General features: G+C 65.7%; 13 protein-coding genes. 6 read left to right on the forward strand and 7 right to left on the reverse strand.

Going from position 1 to position 14407, the window contains the following annotated elements; all coding sequences use genetic code 11:
* Window positions 1-38 precede the first annotated feature (38 nt).
* From AC6H0W_RS03880 to AC6H0W_RS03890, 3 genes are all read right to left on the reverse strand, one after another.
* The gene (locus AC6H0W_RS03880) at window positions 39-539 is read right to left on the reverse strand and encodes a phosphate-starvation-inducible PsiE family protein (RefSeq protein ID WP_497575804.1); all 501 of its coding nucleotides are present in this window, start codon (window positions 537-539) and stop codon (window positions 39-41) included.
* Window positions 540-731: 192 nt separating this feature from the next.
* Window positions 732-3425, reverse strand: coding sequence for an EAL domain-containing protein (locus tag AC6H0W_RS03885; RefSeq protein WP_497575805.1), 2694 nt, complete (start codon window positions 3423-3425; stop codon window positions 732-734).
* An 88-nt stretch (window positions 3426-3513) separates the two neighbouring features.
* On the reverse strand, window positions 3514-4983 hold the full coding sequence (locus AC6H0W_RS03890; protein ID WP_497575806.1) for an aminotransferase-like domain-containing protein: 1470 nt from the start codon (window positions 4981-4983) through the stop codon (window positions 3514-3516).
* 412 nt (window positions 4984-5395) lie between these two features.
* Here AC6H0W_RS03890 and cls point away from each other — a divergent pair, with 412 nt between their 5' ends.
* The 4 genes from cls (at window position 5396) to AC6H0W_RS03910 (ending at window position 8360) form a co-directional block, all read left to right on the forward strand.
* Window positions 5396-6868: a cardiolipin synthase gene (cls, locus tag AC6H0W_RS03895; RefSeq protein ID WP_497575807.1), complete on the forward strand. Its 1473-nt coding sequence runs from the start codon at window positions 5396-5398 to the stop codon at window positions 6866-6868.
* A 151-nt stretch (window positions 6869-7019) separates the two neighbouring features.
* On the forward strand, window positions 7020-7445 hold the full coding sequence (locus AC6H0W_RS03900; RefSeq protein WP_497575808.1) for a GFA family protein: 426 nt from the start codon (window positions 7020-7022) through the stop codon (window positions 7443-7445).
* A gap of 17 nt (window positions 7446-7462) precedes the next feature.
* Window positions 7463-7999 (forward strand): DUF2127 domain-containing protein, encoded by a 537-nt coding sequence (locus tag AC6H0W_RS03905; RefSeq protein ID WP_497575809.1) that lies wholly within the window; start codon window positions 7463-7465, stop codon window positions 7997-7999.
* A gap of 31 nt (window positions 8000-8030) precedes the next feature.
* The gene (locus tag AC6H0W_RS03910) at window positions 8031-8360 is read left to right on the forward strand and encodes a GlpM family protein (RefSeq protein WP_497575810.1); all 330 of its coding nucleotides are present in this window, start codon (window positions 8031-8033) and stop codon (window positions 8358-8360) included.
* 91 nt (window positions 8361-8451) lie between these two features.
* Here the strand turns inward: AC6H0W_RS03910 and AC6H0W_RS03915 are convergent, their stop codons facing one another.
* Both AC6H0W_RS03915 and AC6H0W_RS03920 read right to left on the reverse strand, forming a co-directional pair.
* Window positions 8452-9780 (reverse strand): MATE family efflux transporter, encoded by a 1329-nt coding sequence (locus tag AC6H0W_RS03915; protein ID WP_497575811.1) that lies wholly within the window; start codon window positions 9778-9780, stop codon window positions 8452-8454.
* Window positions 9781-9816: 36 nt separating this feature from the next.
* Entirely contained in the window at window positions 9817-10464 is a 648-nt protein-coding gene (locus AC6H0W_RS03920; protein ID WP_497575812.1) for a DUF1294 domain-containing protein, read from the reverse strand.
* Window positions 10465-10658: 194 nt separating this feature from the next.
* Between AC6H0W_RS03920 and AC6H0W_RS03925 the strand changes: the two genes are divergently transcribed.
* Both AC6H0W_RS03925 and AC6H0W_RS03930 read left to right on the forward strand, forming a co-directional pair.
* Window positions 10659-11009 carry a DUF2200 domain-containing protein gene (locus AC6H0W_RS03925; RefSeq protein ID WP_497575813.1) on the forward strand — a complete coding sequence of 117 codons (351 nt, stop codon included), beginning with the start codon at window positions 10659-10661 and terminating at the stop codon, window positions 11007-11009.
* A 79-nt stretch (window positions 11010-11088) separates the two neighbouring features.
* On the forward strand, window positions 11089-12084 hold the full coding sequence (locus tag AC6H0W_RS03930) for a lipid A deacylase LpxR family protein (protein WP_497575814.1): 996 nt from the start codon (window positions 11089-11091) through the stop codon (window positions 12082-12084).
* Window positions 12085-12277: 193 nt separating this feature from the next.
* On the opposite strand, the gene AC6H0W_RS03935 is transcribed toward AC6H0W_RS03930, so the two are convergent.
* Both AC6H0W_RS03935 and AC6H0W_RS03940 read right to left on the reverse strand, forming a co-directional pair.
* Window positions 12278-13042 (reverse strand): DUF6498-containing protein, encoded by a 765-nt coding sequence (locus tag AC6H0W_RS03935; RefSeq protein WP_497575815.1) that lies wholly within the window; start codon window positions 13040-13042, stop codon window positions 12278-12280.
* A gap of 13 nt (window positions 13043-13055) precedes the next feature.
* Window positions 13056-14321, reverse strand: coding sequence for a uracil-xanthine permease family protein (locus AC6H0W_RS03940; RefSeq protein ID WP_497575816.1), 1266 nt, complete (start codon window positions 14319-14321; stop codon window positions 13056-13058).
* Between the last annotated feature and the right edge of the window lie 86 nt (window positions 14322-14407).

A 14407-nucleotide genomic window follows, 5' to 3' on the forward strand; every position in this document is an offset into this window, starting at 1 on the left:
CGAGAAGGCCTGCGCGAGGATCGACCAGGGCATTCGTCTTATTCTTCCTGCCCCTCGCCGCGGGTCGCCAGCTGATCCTCGCGCTCGCGAAGCAGCCAGTAGACGACGCCCAGAACCAGCGTGGCAAGCGCCAAGGCGGCGATGGTCTCCGCGTCGGTGGTCTTGCTGTCCAGAATGATGAACTTTCTTGACAGGGCCAACAATGCGATCAGCACCACTGTCTTGACCTGCACGATGCTCTCGCGGCGCAGCGCCACGCGAATTATTGAATGCTTGAATTCGAGCGCGATCAACAAGGTCATGATCATCCCGAACAAGCTTTGGAAAACGTTCTGGTCGAGCGGATCGATCGCGCCACTCAGCAGTATTGGCACCAAGCGCGCGAGCAACTGAAGCATGGCGAGCGCGATGACTACCGCGATGATCAGGGCCAAGATGAACGCGACCACATGCTCGAAGCGCTCGTAGTAGTTCATCAGCGGCCAATGCTCGCGTGTTTCCTGGAGCAACAGGCCTGGGGTTCGACGAAGTGACCGCATGGCACTCTCCCTGCCGGAGGTGGGCGTGCATTCTGCGCCAGGGCAAGGGCCGCCGACTGTGCCTATGCGCCGAAGGAAATCAACACTCGGGCACTGCGGGCTCTACGATTGGGCGCACCAATCGTTTGCATGAAGATTAATTTGGCTTACATGAGGCTTCGATTTTAGTCAAGTTAAATAAATCGATCCGTTTCAGAATCGGTCGGATGGGGCATCGCGTTTACGATCGTCAGCGCTTGCGCATGCAGGCGACGGCTCCAGCAGTTCCTGAGCTGCCTCGCGACTGCCGGCCTCGTGCTGGTTCTGCTCGCGCTGGGCACTCAGCAGCGTCTGCAGCCGCCGGTTCAGCTCGGCCAGCTCCCGGTTGGCATTCTGCACCTCCTGGTCGAGTCTGCGGTTCTGGTCGGCCATCTCCTTCAATGCGAAAGCCTCGCGCAGGTTGGCGCGTAGCTGCTCGTCATCCCAGGGCTTGGCGAGAAACTTGTAGATCGCCCCCTCGTTGATCGCGTCGGTGATCGACTGCAGCTCGGTGTAGCCCGACAGCACCAGCCGGATCGTCTCCGGGTACAGCTGCCTGGCTCGGCGCAGCAGTTCGACGCCGGTCATGCCCGGCATGCGTTGGTCGGACAGGATCACGTCAATCTCGTGCAGCGCCATCAGCTGCAGCGCCTGCTCGCCGCTGGTGGCGCTGAGCACCAGCCAGCCTTCGGCGCGCAGCAGCCGGCGCAGCGCCGCGACGATGTTCTCCTCGTCGTCGACCAGCAGCAGGGTGCGCTGTCGGGAGCGCCGGCCAAAGTGCGTCGGATCGATTTTCCGACCGTCGCGCAGCATGGTTTCGACCGCTGCCGCCGGCACGGCGGTGCTGAACCAGTAGCCCTGCATCTGGTCGCATTGATTGGCGGCCAGCAACACCGCCTGGCCTTCGTTTTCGACACCTTCGGCGAGCACCTTCATCTGCAACTGGTGGGCCATCGTGATGATGGCGCGCGTGATCGACACGTCTTCTGCCGGCGCGCTGACGTCGGGCACCAGCGAGCGGTCGATCTTGACCACATCGACCGGCAGCCGGCGCAGGTAGCTCAGGCTCGAGTAGCCGGTGCCGAAGTCGTCGAGCGAGACCTCGACGCCGAGCGCACGCAGCGCTTGCAGGTGTTGCACCGCCTGGTCGAAGTTGGTGATCAGCATGCTTTCGGTGACCTCGACACCGAAGCGCTGCGGGTCGAGTCCGGTCGCGGCGAGCAGGCCCTCGATGCGCCGCGCCAGGTCGGGCTGCAGCAGTTGACGCGCCGACAGGTTGACGGCCATGCGCAGCGGCGGCAGCCCGGCGCGCTGCCAGGCTGCGGCCTGCTCAATGGCGCGGCGCAGCACCCAGTCACCAATGGGAACGATCAGGCCGGTCTCTTCAGCGATCGGGATGAAGCGGTCCGGCGCGATGCGGCCTAGCGTCGGGTGCTGCCAGCGCAGCAAGGCCTCGACGCCGACAATGTGGCCCTGCACCAGGTCGACCTGCGGCTGGTAGTGCAGTTCGAGCTGATCGTCGCGCAGCGCCCGGCGCAGCGCGGTCTCCAGCGCCAACCGTTCGGGGTCGTCGTCCTGCGGCGCGCCGGCATAGACGCTGACCTGGTTGCGGCCCAGCAGCTTGGCCTGGTGCAGTGAGGCGTTGGCGCGTCGCAGCAGGGTCTCAGCGAGGTCGCCGTCGGCAGGCGCCGCTGCGATGCCGATGCTGCAGGTCAGGTGGATCTCATGCCCCTCGATCAGCATCGGCCGGGCGATGCTGTCGAGCAGCGCTTGTGCCGTGTGCAATGCCTCCGCCGGAGTGGCTCCCATCACGACCACGAACTCGTCGCCGCCGCGGCGCGCCACCAGATCGACGTTGCGCACCGTGGCGACGATGCGCTGCGCCACCTCGCGCAGCGCCGCATCACCGATGTGCTGGCCGAGACCGTCGTTGATGCGCTTGAAACGGTCGAGTTCCAGCAGCAGCACCGCGGTGGGGGTGCCTGCCTGCAGGGTCGCACCCAGCCGCTCGACGAGCAGTTGGCGGTTCGGCAGCCCGGTCAGTTCATCGAACTGCAGCAGTTGCCGGATGCGACGTTCCGCAGCGCGGCGCTCGCGCAGGTCGTCGATACACACATGGGCGAAGGACGTGTCCCCGCTCGTCACCAGGCTGACGGAAACGTCGACCGGAATCTCATGGCCCTCGTGGTGGTGCAAGCGGGTCTCGAAACGCAGGGAACCACGATCAGACAATTCTTGCCAGCGCTGCGGCCACAGCGTCTCGTCGACCTCGGGGTCGATGTCGGGCACCCGCAGTCGCAGCAGTTCACCGCGCTCCAGGCCCAGCAGCCGGCAGGCCGCCGCATTGGCATCGTGCACGGCCCCGTCGGGCCCGACCTGGAGCAGCGCGTGATTGGCCTGTTCGACGGCTTGGCGGGTCAGCAGCAGTTGGTGCTGTGCCTGCTCCCGTTCGCTCACGTCGCACGCAGAAGGGATCAGCCAGACCACGCGGCCGTCGGGCCCGTAGAGTGGCAGCAGCGAAAAATCCATGGTCAGCGTCCCGCCGCTGCTGGTGGCCACACGTACATCGAAACGCGACGCTTCACCGCGCGCTGCGCTTGCCAACGCCTGTTGCAGCTGCTTTCGCGACAGCTCGCAGCCCTGCCACCACGGGGTGGCGTCGAAGCGCTGGCCGAGCACCTGCTCCGGCACGCAGCCTATGGCCTGCAACGCGGCCTGGTTGGCATAGCGCAAGGTGCCGTCGACGTCGAGCAGGCCGGCAAAGACCGAAGGGCCCAATCGGTCCAGCACCTCGTACAAGGAGAATTCAGGACCGGGAGGCTGGTGGTCGGTCGCCACCAGCGCCAGCGCGGCATCACGGTGCGGCATGGTTTATGCAGGGCGGGTTGAACATGCCCTCACTCTGCCCGGCAGACTGCTCCTGTGGTGTGAGCAGTTGGGCGTGCCGATGACCGTATCAGATCAACACATGCGAAGCGGCGTCGGCGCGCGGGGCATCATCGATCAACCGCGCCAGCGTGCGCATGGCGCGCTCAAGCGCCTCGCCCCAGGGTTGGCCGCAGGTCAGCCGGATGTGGTGCTGGAACTCGGCGCGCGCCGAGAACATCGGTCCCGGGGCCAGACTGATGCGTTGTGCCAGTGCGGCACGGTGAAGCGCCATTGCGTCGACTCCGACGGGCAGTTCGACCCACACGAAATAGCCGCCGGCCGGCCGCACCACCCGCGTTCCGTCGGGGAAGAGTCTGTTAACGGCGTCGAACAGACTGTCGCGCTGTGCCTGCAAGGACGAGCGCAGGCTGCGCAGGTGGCGATCGTAGCCGCCTTCCTGCAGGTATTCGGCCAGCGCCGCCTGTACCGGGATCGACCCGGACAGACTCGTCATCAGCTTCAGCCGTTCGACTTCGCGCGCCAGCCGGCCGGGTGCGGCCCAGCCAACGCGGTAACCCGGTGCCAGGCACTTCGAGAACGACGAGCAGTGCAGCACCAGACCGCGGCGGTCGTAGGCCTTGGCCGGCAGTGGCGCCACCTTGCCCTCGTAGAGTTCGGAGTAGACGTCGTCTTCGATCAGCGGCACGTCGTAGCGGGAGAGCAGGTCGACGAGGTCGCGCTTTTTCGTCTCGGGCATCAGGCTGCCCAGCGGGTTCTGGAAGCTCGTCGTCAGCCAGCAGGCCTTCGGGCGGTAGAGCTCGATTACCTGCGCGAGACGTCCCAGATCGATACCCTCGCGCACATGGGTTGGCACTTCGATGGCACGCAGGCCCATGCGCTGCAATGCCTGCAGCGCCACGTAGAAGGTCGGGGACTCGACCACCACCGCATCTCCCGGCCTTGCCACCGCGTTCAGGCACAGGTTAAGCGCTTCCATCGCGCCGTGGGTCAGCACGATCTCATCGGTGGGCACGACCAGGCCCTGACGCAGATAGCGCTTGGCTATCTCGCGTTTGAGCGGCAGGTTGCCCGGCGGCAGGTCGTCAACCATGCTCCACGGGTCGAGCCGCCGCGTGCTCGAGACCAGCGCGCGGCGCAGTCGATCGAGAGGGAACAAGGTCGGGCTCGGGAACGCAGAACCGAAGGGAACGATGTCGCGCGCGCGCGCGGCACCGAGACACACGTAGATCAGGTCGTTTACCTCTACGGGCTGCGATCCGGAGCGGGGGTTGGAGGTTTTCGGCTCGTCGAGCAGAACGCCGCCCGCGCATGCGGCAACAAAGTAGCCCGAACGTGGCGCAGCGCGCACAAGACCTTGGGATTCGAGCAGGTAGTAGGCTTTGAACACCGTGCTGGGGCTCACGCCCCGACTGGCGCAAGCCTGGCGCACGGAAGGCAAGCGATCTCCCGGGCGCAGTACCCCGCCAGCGATCTGTTGCTCAAGTTCTCGAGCAAGCAGTTCGAACCTTGTGGATGTGGCTCTAGGGCGATCACGCATGGTGTCGGCACCGCGCCTCGGTCGACTGCTGGCTGGTTGGGTGGGGTGGCTTTATTGCAGTATAGGGATCGTGCAGAGCGATACAAGTATCGGCAACGGGCCGCGTGGATCCGGGACGGCTGCTGCAGGGCAGGCACCCGGGGGAAATGGGGTCAGTATCATTTTTATTGCGCCTTACGTGGCCGTGGCGCACCCCCCGCTGGTTGGAGACGGCGGCGCTGATTGCAGCGGGCGGGTTCAACGCGCCGGTGCCGTTCTACCACGCGGGGTTGATACAAGCGTGGTTTGCAGAGCGCGCATCGGCCTTGCAGGGCGGCGCTGCCGCATGACGTTACCTTAGGGTTCTGGCACGGCACGGGCCCGTCTGTCACGATGCGGACTCTGTTCATTTGTTGCTTTCCGGCGGCCATCCATGGACAACCTGCTGAATCTTGCCTTTGCGATTGCCATGTTTGCTGCCCACGCGGCGGTGGTGGTGCGCGTGGTCACGCGGCCCAACCGCGCGCCGGCGTCGCGCATCGCTTGGATTGCGGTGATCGTGGTGGTGCCATTGGTGGGCATGGTGGCGTATCTGTTGCTGGGTGAGGCTAGCGTGGGGCGCGCCCACATCCGCCGCGTGCGGCAGGCAGAAAAGGCGCTGCCGGCGCTGGATGAAACCACCTGCGAGCCGCAAGGGTTGCCGCCGCAGGCGGCGGCGCTGTTTGATCTGGGGCGCTCGATCAACGGGTTTCGCGAGGCGAGCGGCAACCGCATCACGCTGCTGGGCGATGCCGAGGCGTCGCCCGACGAGCCCATGCGCGATTCGCGCGCCGCGGTGGCGGCGCTGCTGCGCGACATCGACGCGGCCGAGCACCACGTTCACGTGGCGGTCTATATCTGGCTCGAAGACAACGCCGGCCGCCTGATTGCCACGGCCATCGCCAATGCCGCGCAACGCGGTGTGCAGTGCCGGGTGATGGTGGATGCGCTGGGCTCGCGCAACTTCGCGCGCAGCGTCACCTGGAAGCGGTTGCGCGCCGCCGGCGTGCGTGTGCACACCACCCTGAGCGATGTCTCGCGCCTGCTGCATGTCACCTTCAGCCGCGTGGATCTGCGCGATCACCGCAAGATGGTGGTGATCGACAACCGCGTGGCCTATTGCGGCAGCCAGAATTTTGCCGACCCCGAATTCCGAGTGAAGGCGCGGCAGGCGCCGTGGGTCGATCTGATGCTGCGCTGCGAGGGGCCCATCGTGCAGCAGATGCAGAGCCTGTTCCTGCGCGGCTGGATTCCCGAAACCGGCGAGGCCCAGCTTGAGCATTTGCCGGCTCACGCACCTGCCCAATGCTTCGAGTCGGGCTGCGTGGCGCAGGCCTTCGAGAGCGGGCCGACCTCGCGCCCCAACGCCATGTCCGACATGTTCGTGGCGTGCATCTACGCTGCGCGCGAAGAGCTGGTGATCACCACACCGTATTTCGTGCCGGATGAATCCATCTTGCGTGCCCTGTGTGCGGCGCCGCGGCGTGGCGTGCGCACCACCATCATCTTCCCGGCGCGCAATGACTCGTGGCTGGTGGCCAACGCCTGCCGCAGCACCTACTTCGATCTGCTCAGCAACGGCGTGGAAGTGTACGAATACCCGCTGGGCCTGCTGCACACCAAGTCGATGACCATCGACGGCGAGCTGGCGCTGGTGGGTTCGGCCAACATGGACCGCCGCAGCCTCGAGCTCAACTACGAAAACAGTCTGCTGATTGCCGACTGTGTCACGGCCGAAGCCGTGCGACATCGGCAGTTGGTCTACCTTTCGGTGTCGCGTCGCGTGGCGCTGGAGACCGTGCAGGCCTGGCCGTTTCACGCGCGGTTGGTGCAGAACGTGGTGGGCATGATGTCGCCGGTGTTGTGAGCTTGCGCCAGCCTTGCCGGCATACGCCGCGCGTGGCCGCAAGACGCTGGCGGCCCCGCGCGTGAGCGATTACTCTGCGGCTTTGCCGTCATGAGCGCAGACCGGCCGTTGGCGCCGGGCGCTTGTCGGCTTGTCTTTCGGAGTCATGCCGATGCTTGATCGAAGTGGTGGCTGTCTGTGCGGACACGTCCGCTACCGCCTGACGGCGGATCCCGTGGCTTCCAGAATATGCTGGTGCCGTGATTGCCAGCGCATCGCCAGCAACGGCACGGCCAATGCGCTGGTGGCCAGCGAGGCCATCGAGGTCACCGGGCAAACCAGCGAGTTTCTCAGCACTGCGGCCAGCGGCAATCAGGTGACGCGCCGGTTCTGCCCCGCCTGCGGCACGCACCTGTTTGCCGATTCATCGGGCCGGCCGGGGTTTACGGTGGTGCGTCTGGGCACTTTGGACGAGCCCTCGTCGGTGCGCCCCTCGGCCAGCATCTGGTGTGCCAGCGCACCGGCCTGGGCGTGCGTGGATACGCGTATCGAGCGTGTCGAGAAGCAGCCCGTGCCGCCCTCGCAGCCGAACCGTTGACCGTTTCGGAAGCCAAAATGCTCAGCAACGAAGCCGCCGCAGCACAACAAGGTGTCGATAGGGCGCACCACAACGCCGCCATACGCGCCGTGGCCTTTCTCGAAGCCGCCAAAGGTCTGCTGGCCTTGCTCGCAGCGTCGGGCCTGATGGCGCTGCTGCACCGCGACGTATACGCACTCGGCCTGATGCTGATCGAGCACGCCCACCTCAACCCGGCGGCCAAATATCCGCACATCTTTCTCGATTTCGCCGCCAACACCTCGGACCAGCGCCTGATGCTGCTGGCGCTAGGGGCTCTGGCGTATGCGGCGCTGCGTTTCGTCGAAGCCTGGGGCCTGTTCTTCGAGCGCGCCTGGGCCGAAGTGCTGGCCGCCGTCAGCGGCGCCATCTACGTGCCGTTCGAGGTCATGAACGTGATCGAGGATCCGGGCTGGCACGCCTGGGTGTTGCTGGCGCTCAACCTTGCAGTGGTGGTGCTGATGCTGCGTGCCTTGCTGCAGCGGCGCACGCGCGAGGTGGCTGATTTGAGTCCAGACCCGGCCGGCAAGGGCTGAACCGGGGTTTCTCTTTCACAGGCGGTGGGTCATGGCGTTGGCGTTCAAATGTCTGCTCGGTGCGCTTACGGTGCTGATCATCGCGCTGTTGTCGCGCACCAAGAATTTCTACATCGCCGGTCTGGTGCCGCTGTTTCCCACTTTCGCGCTGATCGCCCATTACATTGTCGCCACCGAGCGCAACGCCCTCGACCTGCGCGCCACCGCGTTGTTCGGGCTGGTGTCGTTGCTGCCGTATGCGGTGTATCTGGGCGTGGTGTATTGGCTGGCGGTGCGCGCCTCGCTCACCGTCACGCTGGTGTCGGCAACGGCGGCGTGGTGTGTGGTGGCCTTGATCATGGTGTTGTTGTGGCCGCGCTGAGTCCGCGGGGTGGTGTCCGTAGGTCGGGATGAGCCACAGGCGAATTCCGACACTCACCTTCGCACAGGCACAGCCTTCGACGTGCATCGGTTCAAGAGTTCGAGTTCAGTGCCCGCGCCAGCCGCGGGTAATACCAGCCCAGCGTAACCGCCCGCGCCACGTAGCTCACGTGCAGCGCAGCCCACAGGCCGTGATTGCCCCAGCCCTGCAGCGCCCACCACGCGGCCAGAAAGATCGCCACCGAGGCCAGCATGGCGTTGCGCATCTCCACCGAGCGCGTTGCGCCGATGAAGATGCCGTCGAGCTGATAGGCCCACACGCTCACCAGCGGGGCGAACGCCGCCCACGGCAGGTATTCGCGCGCGGTGGCGCGGGTGGCGGCATCCACCGTCAGCGCGTCGATCACGAACGGCCCCACCAGCAAGAACAGCAGCGCCAGCACCCCGGCCACCAGCACCGCCCACAGCGTGCTGACGAACACCGCCGCGTCGAGCATGCTGCGCTTCACTGCACCCACCGCCCGGCCCACCAGTGCCTCGGCCGCGAAGGCCAGGCCGTCCAGAAAATATGCGGCCGTGGATACGAAGTGCATCAGCACGGCATTGGCGGCCAGCACCACCTCCCCCTGCTCGGCCCCGCGCGACACGAACCACAGCAGCACGCTGATCAGCGCCAGCGAGCGGATCATGATGTCGCGATTCACCGCCAGCGTGCGCTTGAGCCGCGCCGCATCCAGCAGCCGTGCACGCGACCAGCGCCCGTCCATGTCCTTTACGTGCGCCCACGCCACGGCCAGCCCCACGCCTGCTGCAATCATTTCAGCCAGCAGCGTGCCCAGTGCCACGCCAGCCACGCCCATGCCGAAGCCGAGCACGAACAGCACATCCAGCGCCACGTTCGATAGGTTCAGCGTGAGTTGCAGCATCAACGCCGTGCCCGCCCGCCCACGCCCGATGAACCAGCCCAGCAGCGCATAGTTGGCCAGCGTCGCCGGGGCCGCCCAGATGCGGATGTCGAAGTATTCGCGCGCCAACCCCTCCACCCGCGCGCCGCCATCAAGCAGCCCGAATGCCAACTCGCGAATCGGCCATTGCAGCGCAATCAGCGCCACGCCAACACCGCCCGCAATCAGCAGCGAACGCCCGATGCAGGCGAGTAACTCATCGCTGTCGCGCGCCCCCAGGGCCTGTGCCGTCAGTCCGGTCGTGCCCATGCGCAGAAAGCCGAAGGCCCAGAACACGAAGGTGAACACCAACGCAGAAACCGCTACCGCGCCAATCTGCGCAGGGTCGGGAATCTGTCCGACCACTGCCGTATCCACGATGCCGATCAGCGGTGTGGAGACATTCGACAGCATCACCGGCACCGCCAGCGCGAGCACGCTGCGGTGGGTGATGCGGGGGTGGTCGGTGGGGTTCATGAGCGGATGATAGTGGCCTTGCCGCTCGCCGGGCGGCTAGCCAACTTGCTGCCAGAGCACGTCGAGCAGGTTCTGCAGCAGCGTGCGGCCGTCTGATGTCAGCAGCCACGCCAGCACGCCGCAATTGAGCGCCACGGTGATCCAGAACATGGTCAGAAAAGACTGCTTGCTCGATTTGTGGCGTAGCCGGCGTTGCGCGGTCAGCGCGCCGGGCCAGCCGCCTGCCAGCGATAGCAGGTGCAGCGTGCTTTCCTGAGTGCGCCATGCGCCGCTTTGCGCGGCCGATTTGTCGCTGGCGTACATCGCGAAAGTCAGCAGGCTGAGCACCGCGTACCACCCGCCGATCTCGATGGGCAGCCAATTTGCCGCGATTGCGGCAATCAGCAAGGTCACGAAGAACGTCACAAACAGCACCGGCCCGTTTCCTCGCGCAGCCGGTTTGGCGTCGCGCTGGCGCGGAGGTGCCGCGTAGCGCTCGCCTTCCAGCGCAATTTTCACCGCACACGGCCGGCCTCGGCTGTCGGTACCGGCGAGATAGGTCACGTGCGTACCGTCTTGGGGCCGGCGCTGCGGGTTGGCGAACGCCTTGATGTGCGCGAACACCCGTGCCCCTCCACCCTCGGGCTCGATGAAGCCGAAGCCTTGGTCGTCGCGCCAGTCGCGGATACAGCCTTTGAGTCGCATTAGGGTTCGGATAGAGACGAGATTGATGCGAATGGTATCGCGAGAGCCCCCGCAGCGGCGCGTTTCTCCGCCGTAGAGGAGCTGCCACACAAAGGGTGCGCGCTGATCCGGGCATACTGCACTGACGTGTTGCGCCAGCGCTTCAGGCCGCTCGCAGCGCAACCCTTCTTCTACCGCTTGCCGCCGGAGTCGTCATGGAGACCAAACACCGCATCTTCGCCACCGCGTTCGCCAAGGTTTATCCGCTTTACGTCCAGAAAGCCGAGCGCAAAGGTCGCAGCAAGGAAGAGGTCGATCTGGTCATTCGCTGGCTGACCGGCTACACCCAGGCCGAGTTGGAGCGTCAGCTCGAGCAGCATTGCGACTTCGAGACATTCTTCGCCGAGGCGCCCTTGATGCACCCCAACGTGGTGCTCATCACAGGCGTGGTGTGCGGGGTACGGGTGGAGGATGTGGAAGATCCGCTGATGCGCAAGATCCGTTATCTCGACAAACTCGTGGATGAGCTGGCGAAAGGCAAGGCCGTGGAGAAGGTGCTGCGCTGAAGGCCAACCTTCCGTTACGAATGCCTGCCTAAGCGCCCGGTACAATTGCGCTTTCTTCCCTGCACCCGCGTGAGGTCGCATGGTTTCCCGAATCCCCCGCTTGCTTCCGTTGCTGCTCGCCCTGAGTTCGCCCCTTGCCTTGGCGCAAGAGGAGGAGCGGCCGGCCGGCACCTTCAGCATCAACATCGAGAACGACCTGTTCTACGAGGCCGACCGGCATTACACCAACGGTGTGCGTTTTGCGTGGGTGCCGGATCAGCGCCGGCCGGTGCCGCGCTGGGCGCGCGAGGTGGCGGAGCTGATGCCGTGGTTTCCGCGCGACAGCACAATCCGTTACGGCTACGCCTTCGGCCAGAGCATGTTCACCCCCAGCGACATCGAGTTGCGCGACCCGCCGCGTGGCGAGCGGCCCTACGCGGGCTGGCTGTATGGCTCGATTGGCTTGGGCATTGAAGCCGGGCGGCGCGTGGATCAATTCGGGCTGACAGTGGGCATGGTGGGGCCGGCGTCGCTGGCCAAGAAGACGCAGCAGTGGGTGCACGACCGCATCAACTCGCCGCGCCCGCTGGGCTGGGATACGCAGTTGAAGAACGAGCTGGGCGTGGTGGCCACGTGGGAGCGCACCTGGCTGGGTCTGGCCAAGGGCCGCGTGCTGGGTAACCAGATCGACCTTGGTGGCCACGTGGGCGGTGCGCTGGGCAATGTGTTCACCTACGCCAATACCGGCGTGATGATGCGCTTCGGCCCGCACTTGCCGAACGACTACGGCCCGTCGCGCATCCAGCCGGGCCTGCCGGGCTCGGCCGATTTCGCACCGCCGCGTGATTTCCGTTGGTATACCTTTGCAGGCATCGAAGGGCGCGCGGTGGCCCGCAACATCTTTCTGGACGGCAACACCTTCCGCGACAGCCGCAGCGTGGACAAGCGCAATCTGGTGTGGGATGCGCAGTTCGGCATCGTGCTCGACTGGACCGATGTGCGCGTGAGCTACACGCACGTGTTGCGCAGCAAGGAATTCCACGGGCAGGACAAGAACGATGTATTCGGAGCGCTGACGCTTTCGTTCCGCATCTGAAGCTCGTCCCAGCGTCATTGCAGGGGGCGAGGGCTCCGAATTCAAAGGCGAGATTGCCGCGCTTCGCTCGCAATGACGGCCAAAGCCACTGTGCTGTGTGACGGTGAGGCAATGCCGTCAGTACCGTCATTGCGAGAAGCGCAGCGACGAAGCAATCTCGCTTTGCACCGCGGCACACCCACCCCGCAGCGGCTCAGTCTCCGTCTTTTGCGGCGCCATCTTCGGCGCCGTTTTCATTGCGTGCGCGACGGCGTTTGCGGTGGGCACTGCGGTGCTGGTGGATGTCGATGCCGGTCTTGAGGGCCACGAGCAGCAGCAGGGCCGGTGCGACGGTTTCGGCGCCGGTCGCGAGGATGGCCATGGCGCCGAGCAGGATGGCGATGTGCAGCATGACGATGCGCTTGTACGGATCGAACATGATGTCGTCGGCGTCACGCCGGGCGTCTTCGCGGCCGATGAAGTGGTGATACACCGTCGATACGCCGTGGCTGATGACGAAGGCCAGCAGCGGAATGCCGAGCAGTGCCGGCATTTCCTGCGCGATCCAGGCGAATTCGCCGCGCAGCATGTTGAGCGGCAGCATCAGCGGAAAGCCGTCTTCTGCCGAGTCATCCACGCTGCCGCCGATCAGTTCGATGATGAACATGCCGTGGCCGGCGCAGAAGAACGAGTAGTGGAAGCTGAAGAACGCCGCCTGCGGCAGCACGCGATAGCCGCCTGCGCTGAGCATGCGCAGCAGCGTCCAGCCGCCGATGACGAGGTTCTCCAGCCAGTAGAGTAGCAGCAGATAGCGCGCGTCCCAGCCAAAGAACAGCACACCCACGGCGGGCGCGAGGTTGGCCAGCACCAGCGCCGCAAGCGGAATGCGATCCAGCGCGCTTTCGGGCGGTGGAATGGGCGCTTTGGCGCCGTCCCCGCCTTGTGCGCGTTGCCTGCGCAGTCGCATCAGGTGCTTCATGCGCGCCGCCGCGTCAGGCCTTTTTCTCGGCCGGCAGGATCAGGTTCAGCAGCACTGCCAGCACGCCGCACAAGCCCACGCCCTGCAAGGTGAGGCCGTCGAAGTTGAGCGCCAGCCCGCCCACGCCGAAAACCAGAATCGACGACACGATGACCAGATTGCGCGGCGCGTCCATATTCACGCGGGCGTTGATCAGCGCCTTCAGGCCCACGCTGGCGACCGAGCCGAACAGCAGCATCATGATGCCGCCCATCACCGGTACCGGAATGCTCGCCAGCAAGGCGTTGAACTTGCCGACGAAGGCCATGGCGATGGCGAAGATGGCGGCCCAGGTCATGACCGCCGGGTTGAAGTTGCGCGTCAGCGTGACCGCACCAGTGACTTCGGAGTAGGTGGTGATCGGCGGCCCGCCGACCGAGCCGGCGAACAGCACGCCCAGGCCGTCGCCGGCCAGCGTGCGGTGCAGGCCGGGGTTCTTGGTGTAATCCTTGCCGGTGACGCCGCCAATCGCGACCACGTCGCCCACATGCTCGATGGCCGGCGCCAACGCCACCGGAATCATGAACAGGATGGCTGCAAGCTCGAAGGTGGGCGCGGTGAAATTGGGCAGGGCAACCCACGGTGCCGCCGCCACGGTGGAGAAATCCACCAGCCCGAACAGCACGGCGGCGGCGTAGCCCGCCACCACGCCGGCCAGAATCGGCAGCAGCTTGAGCAGCCCGCGTGCGAAGATCGCCACCGCCACGGTGGTGCCGAATGAAATGGCTGCTACGGCAATGGCGGTGGAGTACGGCACCAGCTCTGCCGACCCGTCACCCGTGCGCCCCATGGCCATGTTCACCGCCACGGCGGCCAGCGACAGGCCGATGATCATGATGATCGGCCCGATCACCACCGGCGGCAGAAAGCGATGCACGATCTCCGCGCCATGCCGCCACACCACGCCGGCCAGCGCGAAATACACCAGGCTCACGCAGGCCAGCGCACCCATGGTGGCGGACAGCCCCCAGGTCTGCATGCTGTAGATGATGGGCGCGATGAAGGCGAAGCTCGAGCCCAGAAAGATCGGCACCTGCCGTTTGGTGACCGATTGGAACAGCAAGGTGCCCACGCCCGCGCCGAGCAGCGCCATGCTCGGGTCCAGCCCGGTGAGCAGCGGCACCAGCACCAGTGCGCCGAAGGCCACGAACAGGATCTGCCCGCCGGCAAGCGCCTGGCGCCACGCGGGCTCCGGGCGCGGGACGGCCGTGGCCTCGGGCTGAATGGGGGATTCACTCATGCAGATTCTCCGCAGGCCCGCGCGGGGCGATAAGGGGTGTCGGTTGGTTCAAAACGGGTGTGCGGTGGCATGCGCCGAGGTTGTTC

It is taken from the genome of Pseudazoarcus sp. NS20, from assembly GCF_059703745.1.